Consider the following 19,422-nt stretch of genomic DNA (forward strand, 5'->3'; position numbering starts at 1 on the left):
ATATTTTGTTAAATTCTATGAATTTAATCATTTTTATAACGATATTACTTATAAGTGGAATGACTATATTTAAGATGAACTTAAGATACAGCACTAAATACAATGTAACTAAAAGCATTAAAGATTTAAATGCAGTGCAAAAAACTATAATAGAAACAACTAATAAGTGGATTGAAAGAAATAATGATGAAATTATAAATAACATGGATAGAGATATAAAATACATAGTAAACAGTGAAGAATATATTATTAAATTGTTTTACTGTAAAAATACAGATACTTTTAAGATAAGTTATGGAAAAAACAAAATAGAAGATTTTATGTATTGTACTTATAATAAGTATTTTATAGATAAAGAAGATACAGAAGAAGAGGATAATAAAAATTTTAAAATAAATCTTGTATTAAAAAGAGAGGTTTTAAGTTAAGTGATATTAAATAATAAAGAATTTATCATATGTAAAGATCAGTACAGATTTGGATTTGAAAAAATTAATATAGAAAATATGAAAGATACTATTAAAAAGAAGAAAAAGGGAAGTTTTATAATATTAGATGAAGAGATCTATATAAAGCAGTATGATACAACTAAAATTTCGGAGATTAAAACTATAATAAACGATAAAATTAAAAAGGAATTTAATTCAGATAATTATTTAATACATTTTTGTATTGATAATAAAGAAAAAAAGACTTTTATATATGCGATAAAAGGTGGAGATAGACTTATGCCTTTTTTAGATTACCTTAATAAGATAAAAGTTACTCCAATTCAATTTCTGATGTTAAAAAATATACGAAAAAATATTAAAAAAAGAAATTTTGAAGCTTTAATAGAAATTGAAGATAAGCATTATTATATAGAAGTTAAAAACAATATAATAATTAAAAATGTATTGTTTAGCATAGATGAAAAAATCATAGAAGAGAAAGATATAATAAAAGGAAAATTTGATTATCCATTTAAGTATAAAAATCTAATTATTGAAGAGGTTTAATCTTATGAATAAAAATTTTATTCCAGAAAAGTTTTTAAAAATAAAAGCTAAAAAAGAAGAGAAAAGCATAAAAAGAGGACTTATAATTTTATTACTAGGAAATCTTTTAGTATTACCAATTAACATAAATAACATTATGCAAAATAAAAATTTAAATGAAGATATATCTTTAGAGGTAACTAAAGATAAAGGCTTTTTTGATTTTAAAAAAGAAGTTATTAAGTGGGCTGAAATATTAGAAACTTATTCAAATTTAGGAGAAATAAAAAATAATAGTGGGGAAATGCTTATAAAGAATAATAAATCATTAGAAAAAATTAAAGAAAAAACAAATATAATAAAGATAAATAATGACGAAAGAGGATATTTTATAGATGTGGTTGGAGATGAAAGATGAAAAAGCTTTATATAAAACATACATTATTAATTATTCTTATAATTGTTCAGGGGATTATTTGGAGTAGCTACAATAAGAAAGAACAAAATATAGAGAGTAATGAAAATATTATAGAATGCACTTATAATAAAAAAGATATTGATAAAGTTTTTAATGATTTTAAAAATATTAAAGGTGTAAAAATTAATAGCATAGATAATGAGGATAAAACAAAAATAGACATAGATTTTAAAGGCGATAAAAAAAGCTTAATTGATTTTATGAATAACATTAAGGAATATAATATATCAGATTATGAAATAAAGTATGAAAATAAAAGATTTTTGCTTAATTTATTACTTGAGTAGTATAAAAACTGATAAAATATATAATAATATTTAAGGAAACAATTTAAATATATAAAAATACTGTTAAATTACTAAGTTATTTAATTGCATTTAACAGTAACTTTTGATAAAATAACATTGTATGTCAGAAGAAACCAAATTATGATTATATATGATTAAACTTAATACTATAACTTATTTGGAATTGAATTTATACTTTTGGAGGGATATTTAATGATATCAGCAGGAGATTTAAGAAAAGGTACAACTTTCGAACATGAAGGACAAGTATATACAGTTGTAGACTTTCTACATGTTAAACCAGGAAAAGGTGCAGCTTTTGTTAGAACAAAGTTAAGAAACGTTATATCAGGAGGAGTTACTGATACAACTTTCAACCCAACAGCTAAGTTCCAAGAAGCTGTAATTGAAAGAAAAGAAATGCAATATTTATACACTGATGGAGAGTTATACTACTTCATGGATCAAGAAACATATGATCAAATTCCTTTAAATTATGAAAAAGTTGAAGACGCTATAAAATACTTAAAGGAAAATATGTTTGCTATTATTAAATTCTATAAAGGTGATGCTTTCTCAGTTGAAGCTCCAAATTTTGTTGAATTATTAATAACACACAGTGAACCAGGTGTTAAGGGAAATACTGCAACAAATACATTAAAGCCAGCTACTGTAGAAACAGGTGCTGTAATAAACGTTCCAATGTTCGTTAACGAAGGAGACACTATAAGAATCGACACAAGAACTGGCGAATACATGGAAAGAGTTTAATATTATAATAAATTGCTAAGTTCTAAGAACTTAGCAATTTTAATATAAAGGGAAGTGTTGATTTGAATCATATAAGAAAAGAAATTCAAGAGTTAAATAGTTTTATAAAAGAATTAGAAACTGATAAAGATAAAGAAATATTAAGTAAAGTTTTTAATATATTAAATGATATAACAGATAAAATTGAAGAACTTGCTATAAACCAAGAAACAATGCAAGAAAATTTAGAATATATGGATGATGATCTTTCAGGAATTCAAGAAGAATTATTTGAGGAAGTTTCATTAGAAGAATTAACTGAAATAGAAGATGAATACAAGGAAATAAAATGTGCTCATTGTAATAAACCTGTATTTGTTGAAGCTTCAGCTATAGAAGAAAACAATAATATACCATGTCCATATTGTAATAATAATATGATAAAGTAGTTATTTAAAGAGTTTTGATTTCAAAGCTCTTTTTTTTATGCCTATTTTACATATTTTTTTAAAAAACAGTAATATTTAATCTCTAAAAGAAATATTAATTATAAAGAATAAAAGGATATAGTACAGAAGGAGGTAGAGTGAGTGATAAAAGAAAAATTACAGTTAAATATTTTTCCGTCAAAAATTTTAGATGAAATCAATAAATATAAAGATGAAAAAATTCAAGAAATACGCATAAAAATAGAAAAGCCAATAATTTTATATACAGATAGAGGAGAAATTATTTTATCTAATAATGTTACTAAAGAGGATTTTAAATTTATAATTCAGAGAATATCTAATTATTCTATATATGCTTATGAAGAAGAGATAAAGCAAGGCTTTATAACATTAAAAGGTGGACATAGAGTTGGTATAGCTGGCGAATGTGTTATGGAGAATAACAAGATTAAGACGATAAAAAATATTTCATCTTTAAATATAAGAATATCTAAAGAAGTAATTGGATGTAGCAAAGATGTTCTTAAATATATAGTAAGTAATAATATTATTAAAAATACGCTTATTATATCGCCACCAAAATGTGGTAAAACAACGATTTTAAGAGATATAACAAGGGTTTTATCATCTGGCAGTTTAAAAGAAAATCTAACTGGTAAAAAGGTTGTTGTAATAGATGAAAGAAGCGAAATAGGGGCTAGCTATAATGGTATTCCTCAGATGAATTTAGGGATTAGAACAGATGTTTTAGATAATTGTTTAAAAAGAGAAGGAATGCTTATGGCTATAAGATCATTATCACCAGATGTTTTAATATGTGATGAAATTGGAACAAAGGAAGATATAGATGCATTAAATACAGCATTTAATTCAGGTGTGAATATTGTAGTTACTGTGCATGGTTCAAGTCTTGGTGATATTAAAAAAAGAAGAGCTTTTGATGATTTTTTATTAAGTGGAATTATAGAAAGAATAATAGTGTTAAGCAATAGATTAGGCGTTGGGACAATTGAAAATATATATTCCATAAAGAGAGATGGTGAAATAATATGTTTAAAATAATATGTTTATTATTAATATTTTGCTGCTTTTGTTATGGTGGATATATTCTAGGAGAACGATTTAAAAAAAGACACGAAAATCTTAAAGAGATATTAAAAAGTATATTACTTCTTCAAAATGAAATTGTATATAATATGACTCCATTACCTGAGGCACTATTTTCAATTGGAACAAAGTGTAGAGAACCTTTTGATGATTTATTTAAAGATGTAGCTAGTTTGCTATCAAAAGGTGAGGGAGAAAGTGTATATGATGAATTTAATAATGCTTATATAAATAAAAAGGATAAATTTTATTTAAATAAAGAAGATGAAAGAGTTATATCAGATTTTTTAAAATCATTAGGTGAACTTGGAGTATATGGTCAAGAAAAGATGTTTAATCTAGTTATATCTAACTTAAATATTAATATAAAAGATTCAGAAATAATAGCAAATAAAAACACTAAGCTTTATAGGTATTTAGGTATATGCATAGGTGCAATGGTAATAATATTTTTATTATAAAATAGGAGGTTTTCATGTTAGATGTAAGTATATTATTTAAAATTGGTGGTGCTGGAATATTATTAGTAGTATTAGATAAAGTTTTAAAAAGTAGTGGAAAGGATGACATAGCAGTAATAACTAATATAGCTGGAGTAGTCATTATATTACTTATGATTGTTTCACTTATTGGAGATTTATTTCAATCAGTTAAAACTATGTTTATGTTATAAGGTGAAAAGTTTTGAGTATTTTAAAAGTAGTTTCTTTTGCACTTATAGCTTTATTTATATATCTTCTTTTTAAAGATAAAAGAAGTGATTTAGCTTTATTAATTTCTCTTGTAGCTGGGACACTTATTTTAATTTTTACTATAGGTGAAATTCAAAATATAGTTTTATTTTTAAAAAGTATTGCAAATAAAGCTGGGATAGATATTGTTTATATAGGAATAATAATGAAAATACTTGCTATTGCATATTTAGCATCATTTGCATCAGAGATATGTAAAGATGCAGGTGCATCAACTATAGGTTCTAAGGTAGAATTTGCAGGGAAAATCATGATTTTATCTCTTGCAATACCTATACTTATGGCTGTTTTAGATTCTATATTAAAGATTTTGTAGGTGAAGTTTATGAATACAAGATTTAAAAAGATTTTAATGTTTATGATGATTTTTTTAGCTGTATTTATAAAAATATCATCACTTAATATAAAGGCTGTAGAAGCTAAAGGTAACGTTATAAAAATAAATGAAGAAACGATTATTAATGATGAGGCTAATAAAGAACTTAACAATTTATATGATTATATAAATAAGATGAAAACAGATGTGGAATTAGTAAATGAGCTTAATCCAGTAGAATATGTAAAAACTTATATTAAAGAAGGTCATGGAAACTTAAGTTTTTCAATGATTTTAAAGGCAGTAGTAAATCTATTATTTAAAGAAGTTAGAAGCGTATTAAAATTTGTCATATCAATTATAGTCATTGCTATACTATGTTCTTTATTAAAGAATTTACAAGACGCTTTTAAAAATGACAATATATCGCAAATTGCTTTTTTTGCATGTTACTCAATATTAATTATGATACTTACAAAAAGCTTTATGATATCAATAGATGTTGCAACAGATACGATTAAGGATATTGCAGATTTTATGGCAGCTTTACTTCCTATATTAGTTACAATGATATCTTTAGCAGGAGGTTTTGTACAAGCAGCCACATTAGATCCAATAATTTTAACAGCAGTTACAATAATACCTAGGATATATATAACTATAATAATACCTTTGATTTTAATAAGTTTTGTAATGCAATTTGCAAATAATATGTCAAATCAGCATAAAATAGATAACTTGTGTAAATTAATGAAGCAAGTAATACTTTGGATTCAAGGAATAATTATAACAGCTTTTATTGCTACTTTAACTATAAGAGGTATTACGGCAAATACAATGGATGCAGTTGCTTTAAAAACGACTAAATTTGCTATTGATAATTTTATTCCGATAGTTGGGAAATCATTTTCAGATGCCATAACATCAGTTGCAGGTTATTCTTTGATAATTAAAAATGCAGTAACAGGTGTAGGGCTTATTGTAATTGTACTTGTGCTATTATATCCAATAATAAAATTAATGCTTATGTCATTTATATATAAATTATCAGCATCTTTAGTTGAGCCTATAAGCGATAAAAGAATAACTTCATCTATAGCATCAGCTGGAGATACTCTTATACTACTTATTTCATGTGTTATGAGCGTAAGTCTTATGTTCTTTATTTTGCTAGGAATAATGGCATCAGCTGGTAAATTTATAGTAGGAGGATAGATCTTTTGGAATTATTAAATAAATTTGTGATCACGCTAGTAACTACATTAATATTTATGACTGCAGTTGAGTTAATTGCACCAGATAATAGCATGAAAAAGTATTTAAAATTTGTTTTAGGATTAATACTTATAACAGTTATTTTAAATCCTATCTTAACAATAATTTTAAATGGTGAACAAGAATTAAAAGATGTAATTAGTGGTTATGAAGAAGAATATAATGTTAATAAAAAAGATAACGAAAGCACCGAAAATATAATGAAAATAAAGGAAGATAGCTTTAAGGATAACTTTAATAAAAATTGCGAAAGTATGTTAAAACAAGAATTTAAAGACTTAGAGTTTAAATGCAATGTTGATTGTGTAGTAGATTTTAATGATAACGATTTTACAATAAATAAATTAAGTATACAGATTAAAGATAAAAAGGTAAAGAAAGTAGAAAAGATAGACAAGGTAGATATAAATTCTAAAAAAGATAAAAAAGATACAGTAAATAAAGAATATAAAGATGTAGTTAAATTTATCTCAAAAGAATTGAATATTGATGAGAATAAAATTGACATATATAAAATAGAGTAAAGGGGATAAAAGGGTGGATAAAAAAAAATTAAGAAAGAGTATAGATAACTTTTTTAAAAGTAAGAATGTAAGTAAATTAGTTGCTATTGTTATTGCTGTTATAGTATTGCTTTTAGGATTAAGTGTAGTAAAACCTTCTGATAATAAGGAAGAAGTTTATACGTCAGGTTTAGTAGAAAATAAAGATTCAGAAGATAGCACATATAAGAGCAAAGAAACAAATCAATATGAATTAGAACAAAAAGAAGAACTTATATCAATCTTAAAAAAGATGGATGGTGTTGGTAGTGTTGACGTTATGATTTCTTTTGAAAGTGGAGAGAAAAAAGTTCCAGCATATGATCAAGATACTCAAACTTCAGTTACAGAAGAAACTGATAGTGAAGGTGGAAAACGTGTAAATGAACAAAAAAATGATGGTTCAAAAGTAGTTATGACAACAGATAATAAGGGAAATGAACCATTTATAATTCAAACATATAAGCCAAAGGTAATAAGTGTTTTTGTTGTAGCAGAAGGAGCTGAAAATAGTAAAACAAAGTATGAAATACAAAAAGTTGTATCAAATTTATATAACCTTTCTATTGATAAAGTAAATGTATATTCTATGAAAAATTAGCATATAATTCAATAGAAAGTGATGGGGGGTTATTAAAATGAATAAAAAACAATTTGGTATTATTTTCACTTTGCTAGGTTTAATAATTTGTGTTGGGCTTTTAGCAACAAAACTTAATGAAGGAGGCTTAAATGATCCAACAGATTTAAGTCAAGTGCTTTCAACTAATGATGATGAAGAATCAAAAGATGCTGAAACAGTTGCTCAAAAAGATTTCTTCTATGATTCTAGAAGCGAAAAAGAATCAAAGGATGCAGAAACTATTGCTAACTTAAAAGCTATAATTGAAGATGGTAATACTTCAAAAGATCAAAAAACTAGTGCACAAAAACAACTTTTAGAAAAAACTAAACAAAAAGATAATGAAAATAGAGTTGAAATTAACATAAAAAATAAAGGTGTAAAAGATGCATTATGTACTATAGACGGAACTAAAGCAAAGGTTTTTGTAAAAACAGATGGTATAGATGAAAAGATGAGTTTACAAATACAAGAAATAGTTCAAGACGTTGCAAACATAAATGATATATCTATAGAAGTAAAAAAATAAATTGTAATATAAATTCATATTTGATATAATAGGCATAAGATAATAGTTTCACAAGATGTGGAGTCTAGGAGGTCAAGGTGAATGGAAAACTTCAATAATGAAAACATTGGAATTGTTAAGATTTCAGATGAAGTTGTATCAGTTATAGCTGGTATTGCTGCTGAAGAAATCGATGGAGTTATGGAATTCCAACACGGAGTTACAAACAACATATCACAACTACTTAAAGGTAAAAAATCATCAGGAAAATCTGTTAAAGTTACTTTAGAGGAAGACAGAGCAAAGATTGAAATGGCAGTTACTGTAGAGTATGGTGTGAAGATTTTAGACGTTATAGGAGCAGTTCAAGAAAATGTTAAAAATACTGTAGAAGCTATGACAGGATTAATCGTAAGCAGTGTAGATATATATGTTCAAAACATATACCTACCAAAGACTCAAGAAAAAGAATCAAAGGAAATGTAAGCTCACCCTCTGATATTTTCAGAGGGTGTTTCCTTGCTTTAATATATAATGTTTAACACTATTAGAATAAGTCTATAATAAGATTAGAAACACACAAGTCACTAGGAGGAAAATATGAGCAGAAAATTATCAAGAGAAAAAGCGATGGAATTAGTATTTAGCATGATGTTAACAAAGGAGTCACATGATGAAGTAATAGAAACTTTTGTTGATAATTATGAAGAAAATATAAAGAATTTAGATTTAGATTACATAAAAGAAGTTTTAAAAGGTGTAGAAGAAAACAAAGAATCAATAGATAATTTAATAAAAGAAAATCTTCAAAAATGGAAAATAGAAAGAGTTTCAAAGGTAAATCTTGCAATATTAAGACTTGCAGTTTATGAAATGAAGTATGTAAATGATGTACCAGAAAAGGTTGCTATAAACGAAGCACTAGAAATAACAAAGAGATATTCAGATGAAAAATCAGTTTCATTTATAAATGGAGTTTTAGATAATATATATAAAGGTAAATAGGGGGATTTATTTTGAATAAAATCATCAATGGTAGAGAGGTTTCAAAAAGCATTAAGGAAAGTATAAAAAGTTTTGTAGAAAACAGAATAAAAGAAAATAAAAAAGTTCCTAAGATGGCATCTATTTTAGTTGGAAATGATGATGGATCAAAATACTATTTAAATTCACAAGAGAAGATAGCAACTTCTCTTGGAGTTTTATTTGATAAAATTATATTAGATGAAAATATAAAAGAAGAAGATCTTTTATCAGAAATTCATAGATTAAATAATGATGAAAGCATTCATGGAATAATGATTCAGCTTCCTATGCCAAAACATATTGATGAAAAGAAAGTTATTAATTTAATATCTCCTAAAAAAGATATTGATTGCTTAACTTATGAAAATGTTGGGAAATTATATCTTGGAGAAGATACGTTTTTACCTTGTACACCTAATTCTATAATCACATTATTAAAAGAACATAATGTGGATATAGAAGGTAAAGAAGTAGTGATTTTAGGTAGAAGTAATATAGTTGGGAAACCAGCATTTGAAATGTTCTTAAATGAAAATGCAACAGTTACTATTTGTCATTCAAGAACTAAAAATTTAAAAGAAATTTGTAAAAGGGCAGATATACTAGTTGTAGCTATTGGAAGCCCAAAATTTATTACCTCTGAGTATGTAAAAAATGGTGCAATAATAATTGATGTTGGAACTTCATCATTTGAAGGAAAAATAACAGGTGATGTTGATTTTGATAGCGTTTTAGATAAAGCATCATTAATAACTCCAGTTCCAGGTGGAGTAGGTGCACTTACAACTACACTTTTAATTAATAATGTTTGTGAGGCAGCTAGAAAGAATGAAGATTAAAGTTTTAAAGGTTTCAGAGGTTAATAATTATATAAAAAAAATTATAGATAATGACTTTATATTAAATAATCTCTCTGTAAAAGGAGAGATTTCTAATTTAAAGTATCATTATAGCGGACATATATATTTTTCTTTAAAAGATGAGATAAATAAAATAGATTGCGTTATGTTTAAACAAGATGCAATAGATTTAGACTTTGTGTTAGAAGAGGGTATGGAAGTAATTATTAAAGCAAAGGCTTCTATATACGTAGTTAATGGGAATTTACAGCTTTATTGTAGAGAAATTGAACAAAGTGGAGTTGGAAAGCTTCATATTGAATTTGAAAGATTAAAGCAAAAGCTTTCAAATGAAGGGATATTTGATGAAAAATACAAAAAAGAAATACCTAAAAATCCTAAGAGAATAGGAGTTATAACTGCTAGTACTGGAGCTGCAATACATGATATCTTAAATGTCTCAAGGCGAAGAAATACATCAGTTGATATCGTTTTGTATCCTGCAAAAGTTCAAGGCGAAGGCGGATATAAAACCATAATAAAAGGAATTGAATATTTTAATAAAAATAAATCAGTTGATGTTATAATAATCGGAAGAGGTGGCGGATCTACTGAAGAACTTTGGAATTTTAATGAAGAAGAACTAGCTTATTCAATATTTAAATCTAAAATTCCTATAATATCAGCAGTAGGACATGAAATTGATTATACTATTTCAGATTTTGTATCAGATTTAAGAGCTGCAACTCCATCACAAGCAGCAGAAATTGCTGTAAATAATAAAAATGAAATGATAGATGAATTAATAAATATAGAAACTTTACTTAATAAAAATATTGATAGTATAATAGAATCAAATAAAAATAATTTAGATTCTTTAAAAAGAATATTATCATTAAATTCTCCTATTTCTAAGATAGAAAGCAATAATCTAGAACTTAGATCTATAAAAAAAGACTTAGATAAGATTATTAAAAATAGATTAGATAAAGAAAAAGATAAAATAAAAGAGTTAAATTCACTTTTAATGTCAAATAATCCTTTATCAATTTTAAATAAAGGATATTCAGTTATAAAAAGTGATGATATAGTTATAAAGAGCAAAGAAGAGCTAATTGATGATAAAAATATAGAAATTATATTTAAAGATGGAAGTATAAAAGGAGAATTTAGGCCTGATAAAAAAGGAGAAAATTATGGCAAGGAAAGTTAGTTATGAAGATATGCTTCAAAATTTAAGAGATATTTTAGATGACCTTGAAAATAATGAATTAACTTTAGAAGAAGCTATGAAAGAATATGAAAAAGGAATTAAACTAATAAATAAACTTTATAAGACTTTAAATGAGTATGAAGGTAAAATATCTATAATAAAAGATAATGAAGAAGTGGAGCTTGATAGTAACAATGGATATTAATGATTTAAAATGTGAAATAGATTTATATTTAAAAAATTATTTTTTAGGTAAAGATAACTATAATAAGTTAATATATGATGCTCAAAGCTATAGCTTAAATATAGGAGGAAAGAGAATAAGACCTATATTATCAATACTTACATATAATGCTTATAAAAAGGACTGGAAAAAGGCATTAAAATTAGCAAGTGCTATAGAAATGATACATACGTATTCACTTATACATGATGACCTTCCATGTATGGATAATGATGATTTTAGAAGAGGTAAGCCTACTAATCATAAAATGTATGGAGACAATATAGCAGTACTTGCAGGAGATGCACTTTTAAATGAAGCTATGATTTTACTTATGGAAAATGCAAAAGAAAATGGAGTAAATGCACTAAATGCAGCGCTTGAAATTGCAAAAGCAGCTGGATCTGAAGGAATGATTGGAGGTCAAGTTGTTGATGTTATAAGTGAAGGTAAGGCTATATCAGAAGATGAATTAAAATATATGCATCTTAAGAAAACAGGAGAACTTATAAGATCTTCAATAGTATCTGGTGCATTGCTTGCAGAAGCTCCAAAACAAGATATAGATAATTTAAATAGTTTTGGAGAAAAATTAGGACTTGTATTTCAGATAAAAGATGACTTATTAGATGTTGTTGGAGATGAAAAAAAGTTAGGCAAAAAAGTTCATGCAGATGAAGCTAATGACAAAACAAACTTTGTTTCTGTATATGGAATAGAAAAATGTGAAGATTTATGCAAAAAGCTTACAGAAGAATGTATAGAATTACTAAGAAGCTTAACAGTAAATACAGATGATTTAGTAGAATTAACAAAAAACCTTTTAGTAAGGGAATTTTAAGAAGAGGGTTGGGGTAGTATGAAGGATATTTTAAATAAAATAAAATCTCCTGAAGATGTGAAAAGTTTAAGTATATCTGATATGTATGAACTATCAGATGAGATAAGAAATTTTTTAATAGATTCAGTATCTAAAACAGGTGGTCATCTTGCTTCTAACCTTGGTGTTGTTGAATTAACCCTTAGCTTATTTAGTGAATTTGATTTTAAAAAAGATAAAATAATATGGGATGTTGGGCATCAAACTTATATTCATAAAATATTAACTGGTAGAAAAGATGATTTTGAAAAGTTAAGAAAACATAATGGTATGAGTGGATTCCCAAAAAGAAATGAAAGTATATATGACTTTTTTGATACTGGCCATAGTAGCACTTCTATATCAGCTGCATTAGGTTTTGCTAGAGCTAGAGATTTAAAAAATGAAGATAGCAATATAATAGCTGTTATAGGAGATGGTGCTTTAACTGGTGGTATGGCACTTGAGGCATTAAATGATTTAGGCTTTAAAAAAACAAAAATGATTGTAATTTTAAATGATAATCAAATGTCTATATCAAATAATGTTGGAGGGCTATCATCTTATTTAAGTAAAGTAAGAATAGAACCTGAGTATAATAAATTCAAAAAAGGAATAAATAGTAAATTAGGTGCTAGTTCATTTGGAAAAGGAATTGCCAAAAAGCTTAGTAGAGTGAAAAGTAGTATAAAACAGTTAGTTATGCCATCTATGTTATTTGAAGATATGGGACTTAAATATTTAGGACCTATAGATGGGCATAATATAAGTGCTATGAAGGATGTATTATCAAAAGCAAAAAATATAGATGAACCTGTAATAATTCATGTTGTAACTCAAAAAGGTAGAGGATATGAATTTGCAGAGAAAAATCCTGATAAATACCACGGAGTTTCTCCATTTAATTTAGAAAGCGGAGAACCTAAAAGTATAGCAAAATGTAATTATTCTAAAGTTTTTGGTAATTCATTAGTTAAGTTAGCTAAAGAAAATAAAGATATAGTAGCAATAACAGCAGCTATGCCTGATGGAACAGGACTTAGACAATTTATGGAAGAATATCCTGAAAGGTTTTTTGATGTTGGAATAGCAGAACAGCATGCAGTAACATTAGCAGCTGGAATGGCATGTGCTGGATTAAAGCCAGTATTTGCTGTATATTCAACATTTCTTCAAAGAGCATTTGACCAAGTATTACATGATGTATGTATTCAAGAGCTTCCAGTTGTACTCGCTATAGATAGAGCAGGATTAGTTGGTGAAGATGGAGAAACACATCAAGGTATATTTGATATATCATACCTTTCAATTATACCAAATATTACAGTGATTGCTCCTAAATGCTTAGAGGAAGTTGATATTCTTTTAAAATGGGCTTTTAATCAAGATAAGCCTGTAGCTATAAGATATCCAAGGGGTGGAGATGTGATTTCAAAACTTAAACCAATAGAAAAGGTAGAGTTTTCTAAGTGGGAAGTTTTAGAAGAAGGTAAAGACTGTAAGTGTGCAATAATTGCAACTGGTAAGATGAGTCAGCATGCAATATTAGCAAATGAGCTTTTAAATAAAGAAGGTATATATCCTAAACTTATTAATGCAACATTTATAAAACCACTTGATGAAGGAATACTAAAAGAATTATCAGAAAAAGGATATGATATAATAACAATAGAAGATAATGTGATTAAAGGTGGCTTAGGATCAAATATATTATTATCACTTAATCATTATGGATTTAAAGGTAAGTTTAAGGCTTTAGGTTATGATGATAAATTTGTTGAACAAGGTGATACTACAATTCTTTATAATGATTGGAATTTAGATCCTAAAGGAATAAAAGAAGAAGTATTAAGATTGCTAAAACAAGGAGATAAAAATGGCAGATAAAAAAGAAAGACTTGACGTATTATTAGTAGAAAGAGGAATAATAGCATCAAGAGAAAGAGCTAAAACAAATATAATGGCAGGAAAAGTATTTGTAGATGGCCAAAGAGTTGATAAGGCAGGAGCAAAGGTTAGTGTAACTTCTGATATAGAATTTAAGGGAGATACTATACCTTATGTTAGTAGAGGTGGACTTAAACTTGAAAAAGCTTTAAAAGAATTTCCATTAACTTTGCAAGGGAAAGTTTGTATGGATATTGGAGCATCAACAGGTGGATTTACAGATTGCATGCTTCAAAATGGAGCTAAAAAAGTCTTTTCAGTAGATGTTGGTTATGGACAATTTGCATGGAAGTTAAGAACAGACGAAAGAGTTGTTTGCATGGAACGTACTAACATAAGATACGTAACACCAGAAGACATAGGAGAAAAGATTGATTTTGCATCAATAGATGTTTCTTTTATATCACTAAAGACAATAATGCCAGCTACTATAAACCTTTTAAAAGATGATGGGGAAGTTGTTGCTTTAATTAAGCCTCAATTTGAAGCTGGAAGAGAAAAAGTAGGTAAAAAAGGTGTAGTTCGTGAAGAAAGCACTCATAAAGAAGTAGTAACTTCTATAGTTAATTACTTACTAGAAAATAACCTAAATGTATTAGGAGTTAGCTATTCTCCTATAAAGGGACCAGAAGGAAATATAGAATACTTAGTATATTTTACTAAGGATAAAGAAAAAAATAGTGATTTTAAAATGGAAGATATAGAAAAAGTAGTATCTGCTTCACATTTAGAAATATAGAAGGTAGGGTGTTTATGAAACACATAGGTATTGCAATAAATAATTCTAAAGATTTAGAAGGAAACATTCTTAATTTAGTTGTTAAAAAGTTAAAGGATGCATTTAAAGATATTAAAATAGATATATTCAATACATATGAGATAAATGTAAGTGATATCTCAAAAGATATGGAGATTCTTATTGTATTAGGTGGGGATGGAACTTTACTTGGAGTTTCAAGAAAAATATCAAGCAAGTTAGACATACCACTTCTTGGAATAAATATTGGAAATCTTGGGTTTTTAAGTAGTGTTGATATCTCAGATATAGACAAAGCTATATTTAAGCTTAAAAATAATCTTTTTAAAGTAGAAGAGAGAATGCTTTTAAAATGCAGCATAAATAATATAAAAAATGATGATCAGATAGCTTTAAACGATATTGTAATTGCAAGAGGAACACTATCAAGAATGACTAAATTTGATATATATGTTGATGATAAATATTATAGTTCTTTTAAAGGAGATGGACTTATTATTGCAACACCTACAGGTTCTACAGCATATTCTTTTTCAGCAGGAGGACCATTTATTTATCCAGATTTAGATGTTATATTAATAACTCCTATTTGTCCACATACAAAAAGTATGCAAACTATGGTGCTTAGAGGAGATAGCAAGATAAAAATTAATACATTTCATGAAGAAGAGGATATTTATTTAACTGTTGATGGTCAAAAAGTATATGAAGTAAATAAAAAGGCTATAATTGAAATAAATAGAGCGGAAAAAGAAGTAAAGTTAATACAATTTGATGATTATGATTATTTTAAAGTCTTAAGAACTAAGATTTTAAGTAAATGATAGAATGAGATGGTGAAATACATTGAAGTCAAAAAGACATACAAAAATATTAGAAATTATTAAAGAAAAAGATATAGAAACTCAAGAAGAGCTTGCAGAAGAGTTAAAAAAATCAGGATTTGATGTTACTCAAGCAACTGTTTCAAGAGATATTAAGAATTTAAAATTATTAAAGATACAATCAACTTCAGGAAAATATAAATATGTTGTTCCTACAAAAGAATCATCTAACATTAATGATAAACTTGTAAACATATTAAAAAATGCAGTTACACATGTTGAAAATGTAGATAAAATGGTAGTTGTAAAAACTTTTACAGGTGGTGCATCAGCAGCTGCTGAAGCTATTGATAGTTTAGGCTTTGAAGATATAGCAGGTACTGTTGCAGGGGATAATACTATATTTATTTTAGTTAGAAGTATTGAAGGGGCAGAAAAGCTTGTATCTAGTATAAAAGATAGAATTAATGAGTAGAGTTATGGGTGATATAGATGTTAGTACAGCTAAATATTAAAAATTTTGCACTTATTGAAGATTTATCTATAGATTTAGGTGAAGGATTTAATATATTATCTGGAGAAACTGGTGCTGGTAAATCAATTTTAATAGATGCAATAGACTATGTACTTGGGGGTAAATTTTCAAAAGACTTAATAAGAACAGGAGAAAAAAAGACTCAAGTTGAAGCTATATTTGATATTAAAGACAATAAACTTTTTGATATATTAAATGAATTTCAAATAGAATTTGATGATACATTAATAATATCAAGAGAAACACTTTTAAGTGGAAAAAGTATTGTAAAAGTAAATAATAGAAGTTTAATTGTATCTCAACTAAAAAGAATAAGAGAAAGATTATTAGATATTCATGGACAACATCAAAGTCAAAGCTTACTTCAAAAAGGTAAGCATGTAAATTATTTAGATAATTATATTGGTGAAAAAATTAAAAAAGAACTAGATAAATTTGGAGCTTTAAGAGAAGAATTATTAAATGTTAGAGAAAAGATAAAAGACATTAATGGAAGTAAAGATAGAGATAAATTAGTAGATTATATTAAATTTCAAATTGAAGATATAGAAAAAGGAAAACTAAAAATAGGTGAAGAAGAAGAGCTTAAAAAAGAATTTGATATTTTATCTAATTCAGAGAAAATAACACTTGCACTTAGTAATAGCTATAATTTTTTAAATGGAATGGAATCTTCAAGCATACTAGAATCTTTATCTAAGGTAATATCAGAATTAACTTCTGTTGAAGAACACTTTATCAAAATAAAAGAAAAAAGAGAAGTTATAGAAGAAGCTTTTTATAATATAGAAGAAGCTTCAAGAGAAATTAGAGATATGTCAGATGAAATCCAATATGATGAAGAGGAATTATCAAGGATAAACGAAAGACTATTTACTATAAATAATTATAAGAAGAAATATGGTGGATCAGTTGAAAATGCTATATCTAATTATAATGATTTAAAAAAACAATATGAAGAGTTAGTTCATTCTGAAGAAATAATAAAAGAATTAGAACAAAAAGAAAAAGAAATTTTTGAAAAAATGCAAAAAGTAGGCGAAAAGATTTCTTCTATTAGAAAGTCTTATAGCAGTGAGCTTGAAGAAAAGATTTTAAAAGAATTAGCTTATGTTGGACTAGATAAATCAAAAATGAATATACTTGTAGAATTTAAAGATGATTTTAATGAAAAAGGGTTTGATGATGTAACCTTTATGATTTCAACTAATCCTGGAGAACCTTTAAAATCTCTTGAAAAAGTTTTATCAGGTGGAGAATTATCTAGAATAATGCTTGCATTAAAATGTGTTTTTGCAGATAAAGATGATATTCCAACATTAATATTTGATGAAATAGATACTGGAATTAGTGGCCAAGTTGGTCAAAGAGTTGGAGAAAAAATGTATCAAGTATCTAAAAATCATCAAGTTTTATGTATAACACATCTTCCACAGATTGCTATATTATCTGATCACCACTATTTTGTTAGTAAAGAAGTTAAAAATGACAAAACATTTACAAAAATAAAATTATTATCAACTGATGAGAAAATACATCAAGTAGCTGAAATGTTAGGTGGAGATAGTGTAACTAATGCAACTTTGGAAAATGTAAGAGAGATGTTTAACAATTCAAATACAAAAAAAAGAGAATTAAAAGCAATATAAATACATATATAAGCGTGTATGAGGAAAAAATAAAACTACGTTAACTCTGTGGTTTTATTTTTTTATTTTAAAAAAATTTGTCTATTATAGTAAAGTTAATATAGAATAGATGGCATGTCTTCAGGGTAACTTAAGAACATAGACAAAGGAGGAGAAGAGATGAAAAAGAGAGCAGTAAAATCAATAAGTTTCTTAATAACCTTGATAACTATTCTTATATTGACTATGATTTTTGTTATTAATGGTGTATCAAATGAGACATATGCAAGTGATACAAAATCAGATTCTATTTTAAGTAATATTAATTGTATTAATAATTCAGTCTGCAATAATACTAAAAATATAGACTTAATTAGAGCGAATCCTCTTGAGTTTGCTACTACAAAAAGTGTAAAAGAGTTAAGATTATATCCTGGTGGAACTAGTGTTGGTGTAAGATTATCATCTAATGGTGTATTAGTTGTAGGTTATTCTGATATAATCAAAGATGAAGAAAAAAGTCAAAGTCCAGCAAAAATTTATGGTATAGAACTAGGTGATTTAATTACTGAGGTTAATGGAAAAAAAGTTTATACAGCTAAAGAAATAATGAGTATAGTCAGAAATTCAAAAGATGAAAAGATTAGTTTAGTAATAAATAGAGATGGAAAAAATATCACTAAATTAGTAAATATGAAAAAAGAAGATAATGATTATAAATTAGGCCTTTGGATAAGGGATTCAACAGCTGGAGTTGGTACTTTAACCTTTTATGATGATAAAAGTGGAAAATTTGGAGCATTAGGTCATCCAATAACAGATGGAGATACAAACACTAGATTTACTGTTAAATCTGGAGAATTATTAGAAGCATCTGTGATTAGTTTAAGAAAAGGTGAAAAGGGAATACCAGGAGAATTAAAAGGTATTTTTACAAATGAAGATAGTCCAATTGGAAATATTGAAAAAAATACTCAATGTGGGATTTTTGGATGCAAAAAAAGTAATTATCTAAAACAAACAGGAACAAGTCCGCTTCCAGTAGGGTCTAGGGATGAAATTAAAATTGGTAAGGCTAAAATAATAACTACAATAGATGAAAATGGACCTAAAGAATATGAAATAGAAATAGTTAAAAAGTTAAATCAAGATAATCCTAGTCCTAAAAGCATGATAATAAAGGTTACTGATCCAGAACTTTTAGAAAAGACTGGAGGAATTATTCAAGGAATGAGTGGAAGCCCTATAATACAAGACGGAAAAATAATAGGAGCAGTAACACATGTTCTTATAAATAAACCTGATACAGGATATGGAATTTATATAGATTGGATGCTAAAAGATGCAGGAATAATAGGATAAAATTTAGTAGTAGCTTATAATGTCTAAGCTACTACTAAATTTTTTTATTTTAAGGAAAGAAATATTATAAAGTAAATGAACATAGAAAAATGAAAAAATAAATAAAATAATATTAAAAAGTATAGACTAAAACTAAAAAATAAGGT

General features: G+C 26.4%; 26 protein-coding genes. All 26 read left to right on the plus strand.

Annotation, left to right across the window (positions count from 1 at the left end):
• Nucleotides 1-17: 17 nt before the first annotated feature.
• Complete coding sequence (locus tag SPJ33_RS02480) at nucleotides 18-428, plus strand: hypothetical protein (protein ID WP_321116398.1); 411 nt, start codon at nucleotides 18-20, stop codon at nucleotides 426-428.
• Nucleotides 429-998 (plus strand): hypothetical protein, encoded by a 570-nt coding sequence (locus SPJ33_RS02485; protein ID WP_321116399.1) that lies wholly within the window; start codon nucleotides 429-431, stop codon nucleotides 996-998.
• Between the two features lie 4 nt (nucleotides 999-1,002).
• Nucleotides 1,003-1,395 carry a hypothetical protein gene (locus tag SPJ33_RS02490; protein WP_321116400.1) on the plus strand — a complete coding sequence of 131 codons (393 nt, stop codon included), beginning with the start codon at nucleotides 1,003-1,005 and terminating at the stop codon, nucleotides 1,393-1,395.
• Nucleotides 1,392-1,742 carry a hypothetical protein gene (locus SPJ33_RS02495; protein WP_321116401.1) on the plus strand — a complete coding sequence of 117 codons (351 nt, stop codon included), beginning with the start codon at nucleotides 1,392-1,394 and terminating at the stop codon, nucleotides 1,740-1,742. The genes SPJ33_RS02490 and SPJ33_RS02495 overlap by 4 nt, the downstream gene beginning before the upstream one ends.
• Before the next feature lie 213 nt (nucleotides 1,743-1,955).
• Nucleotides 1,956-2,513, plus strand: a complete 558-nt coding sequence (efp, locus tag SPJ33_RS02500; RefSeq protein ID WP_321116402.1) for an elongation factor P — start codon at nucleotides 1,956-1,958, stop codon at nucleotides 2,511-2,513.
• A 62-nt stretch (nucleotides 2,514-2,575) separates the two neighbouring features.
• Nucleotides 2,576-2,941, plus strand: coding sequence for a CD1247 N-terminal domain-containing protein (locus tag SPJ33_RS02505; protein WP_321116404.1), 366 nt, complete (start codon nucleotides 2,576-2,578; stop codon nucleotides 2,939-2,941).
• 141 nt (nucleotides 2,942-3,082) lie between these two features.
• The gene (gene spoIIIAA, locus SPJ33_RS02510; protein ID WP_414627197.1) at nucleotides 3,083-4,003 is read left to right on the plus strand and encodes a stage III sporulation protein AA; all 921 of its coding nucleotides are present in this window, start codon (nucleotides 3,083-3,085) and stop codon (nucleotides 4,001-4,003) included.
• Nucleotides 3,991-4,509, plus strand: coding sequence for a stage III sporulation protein AB (locus SPJ33_RS02515; protein WP_321116406.1), 519 nt, complete (start codon nucleotides 3,991-3,993; stop codon nucleotides 4,507-4,509). Before spoIIIAA ends, SPJ33_RS02515 begins: the two co-directional genes overlap by 13 nt.
• A gap of 14 nt (nucleotides 4,510-4,523) precedes the next feature.
• Nucleotides 4,524-4,721 (plus strand): stage III sporulation protein AC, encoded by a 198-nt coding sequence (gene spoIIIAC, locus SPJ33_RS02520; RefSeq protein ID WP_321116407.1) that lies wholly within the window; start codon nucleotides 4,524-4,526, stop codon nucleotides 4,719-4,721.
• A gap of 11 nt (nucleotides 4,722-4,732) precedes the next feature.
• Nucleotides 4,733-5,116: a stage III sporulation protein AD gene (gene spoIIIAD / locus SPJ33_RS02525; protein WP_321116408.1), complete on the plus strand. Its 384-nt coding sequence runs from the start codon at nucleotides 4,733-4,735 to the stop codon at nucleotides 5,114-5,116.
• Between the two features lie 36 nt (nucleotides 5,117-5,152).
• The gene (gene spoIIIAE / locus SPJ33_RS02530) at nucleotides 5,153-6,331 is read left to right on the plus strand and encodes a stage III sporulation protein AE (protein ID WP_414627198.1); all 1,179 of its coding nucleotides are present in this window, start codon (nucleotides 5,153-5,155) and stop codon (nucleotides 6,329-6,331) included.
• A 5-nt stretch (nucleotides 6,332-6,336) separates the two neighbouring features.
• Nucleotides 6,337-6,915, plus strand: coding sequence for a stage III sporulation protein AF (spoIIIAF, locus tag SPJ33_RS02535; protein ID WP_321116411.1), 579 nt, complete (start codon nucleotides 6,337-6,339; stop codon nucleotides 6,913-6,915).
• Between the two features lie 13 nt (nucleotides 6,916-6,928).
• Nucleotides 6,929-7,534: a stage III sporulation protein AG gene (gene spoIIIAG, locus SPJ33_RS02540; protein ID WP_321116412.1), complete on the plus strand. Its 606-nt coding sequence runs from the start codon at nucleotides 6,929-6,931 to the stop codon at nucleotides 7,532-7,534.
• A 37-nt stretch (nucleotides 7,535-7,571) separates the two neighbouring features.
• Nucleotides 7,572-8,084, plus strand: a complete 513-nt coding sequence (locus SPJ33_RS02545; RefSeq protein WP_321116414.1) for a SpoIIIAH-like family protein — start codon at nucleotides 7,572-7,574, stop codon at nucleotides 8,082-8,084.
• Nucleotides 8,085-8,165: 81 nt separating this feature from the next.
• Nucleotides 8,166-8,549, plus strand: coding sequence for an Asp23/Gls24 family envelope stress response protein (locus tag SPJ33_RS02550; RefSeq protein ID WP_321116415.1), 384 nt, complete (start codon nucleotides 8,166-8,168; stop codon nucleotides 8,547-8,549).
• A 114-nt stretch (nucleotides 8,550-8,663) separates the two neighbouring features.
• Nucleotides 8,664-9,068: a transcription antitermination factor NusB gene (nusB, locus tag SPJ33_RS02555; RefSeq protein ID WP_321116416.1), complete on the plus strand. Its 405-nt coding sequence runs from the start codon at nucleotides 8,664-8,666 to the stop codon at nucleotides 9,066-9,068.
• 11 nt (nucleotides 9,069-9,079) lie between these two features.
• On the plus strand, nucleotides 9,080-9,928 hold the full coding sequence (locus tag SPJ33_RS02560; RefSeq protein WP_321116417.1) for a bifunctional 5,10-methylenetetrahydrofolate dehydrogenase/5,10-methenyltetrahydrofolate cyclohydrolase: 849 nt from the start codon (nucleotides 9,080-9,082) through the stop codon (nucleotides 9,926-9,928).
• Nucleotides 9,918-11,141 carry an exodeoxyribonuclease VII large subunit gene (xseA, locus tag SPJ33_RS02565; protein ID WP_321116419.1) on the plus strand — a complete coding sequence of 408 codons (1,224 nt, stop codon included), beginning with the start codon at nucleotides 9,918-9,920 and terminating at the stop codon, nucleotides 11,139-11,141. The genes SPJ33_RS02560 and xseA overlap by 11 nt, the downstream gene beginning before the upstream one ends.
• On the plus strand, nucleotides 11,125-11,346 hold the full coding sequence (locus SPJ33_RS02570) for an exodeoxyribonuclease VII small subunit (RefSeq protein ID WP_321116421.1): 222 nt from the start codon (nucleotides 11,125-11,127) through the stop codon (nucleotides 11,344-11,346). The genes xseA and SPJ33_RS02570 overlap by 17 nt, the downstream gene beginning before the upstream one ends.
• Nucleotides 11,336-12,205 carry a farnesyl diphosphate synthase gene (locus SPJ33_RS02575; RefSeq protein ID WP_321116422.1) on the plus strand — a complete coding sequence of 290 codons (870 nt, stop codon included), beginning with the start codon at nucleotides 11,336-11,338 and terminating at the stop codon, nucleotides 12,203-12,205. The genes SPJ33_RS02570 and SPJ33_RS02575 overlap by 11 nt, the downstream gene beginning before the upstream one ends.
• Nucleotides 12,206-12,223: 18 nt before the next feature.
• The gene (dxs, locus tag SPJ33_RS02580) at nucleotides 12,224-14,110 is read left to right on the plus strand and encodes a 1-deoxy-D-xylulose-5-phosphate synthase (protein WP_321116423.1); all 1,887 of its coding nucleotides are present in this window, start codon (nucleotides 12,224-12,226) and stop codon (nucleotides 14,108-14,110) included.
• On the plus strand, nucleotides 14,100-14,909 hold the full coding sequence (locus SPJ33_RS02585) for a TlyA family RNA methyltransferase (RefSeq protein ID WP_321116424.1): 810 nt from the start codon (nucleotides 14,100-14,102) through the stop codon (nucleotides 14,907-14,909). The genes dxs and SPJ33_RS02585 overlap by 11 nt, the downstream gene beginning before the upstream one ends.
• 14 nt (nucleotides 14,910-14,923) lie before the next feature.
• A complete protein-coding gene (locus SPJ33_RS02590) occupies nucleotides 14,924-15,751 on the plus strand; it encodes an NAD(+)/NADH kinase (RefSeq protein ID WP_321116426.1) in 828 nt (275 codons plus the stop codon).
• A gap of 22 nt (nucleotides 15,752-15,773) precedes the next feature.
• Nucleotides 15,774-16,226: an arginine repressor gene (locus SPJ33_RS02595; protein ID WP_321116427.1), complete on the plus strand. Its 453-nt coding sequence runs from the start codon at nucleotides 15,774-15,776 to the stop codon at nucleotides 16,224-16,226.
• 17 nt (nucleotides 16,227-16,243) lie between these two features.
• Nucleotides 16,244-17,935, plus strand: a complete 1,692-nt coding sequence (gene recN / locus SPJ33_RS02600; RefSeq protein ID WP_321116428.1) for a DNA repair protein RecN — start codon at nucleotides 16,244-16,246, stop codon at nucleotides 17,933-17,935.
• Between the two features lie 159 nt (nucleotides 17,936-18,094).
• Nucleotides 18,095-19,276: a SpoIVB peptidase gene (spoIVB, locus tag SPJ33_RS02605; protein ID WP_321116429.1), complete on the plus strand. Its 1,182-nt coding sequence runs from the start codon at nucleotides 18,095-18,097 to the stop codon at nucleotides 19,274-19,276.
• The last annotated feature ends 146 nt before the right edge of the window (nucleotides 19,277-19,422 follow it).

Source organism: Clostridium sp. (assembly GCF_034179595.1).
GTDB lineage: Bacteria > Bacillota > Clostridia > Clostridiales > Clostridiaceae > Clostridium.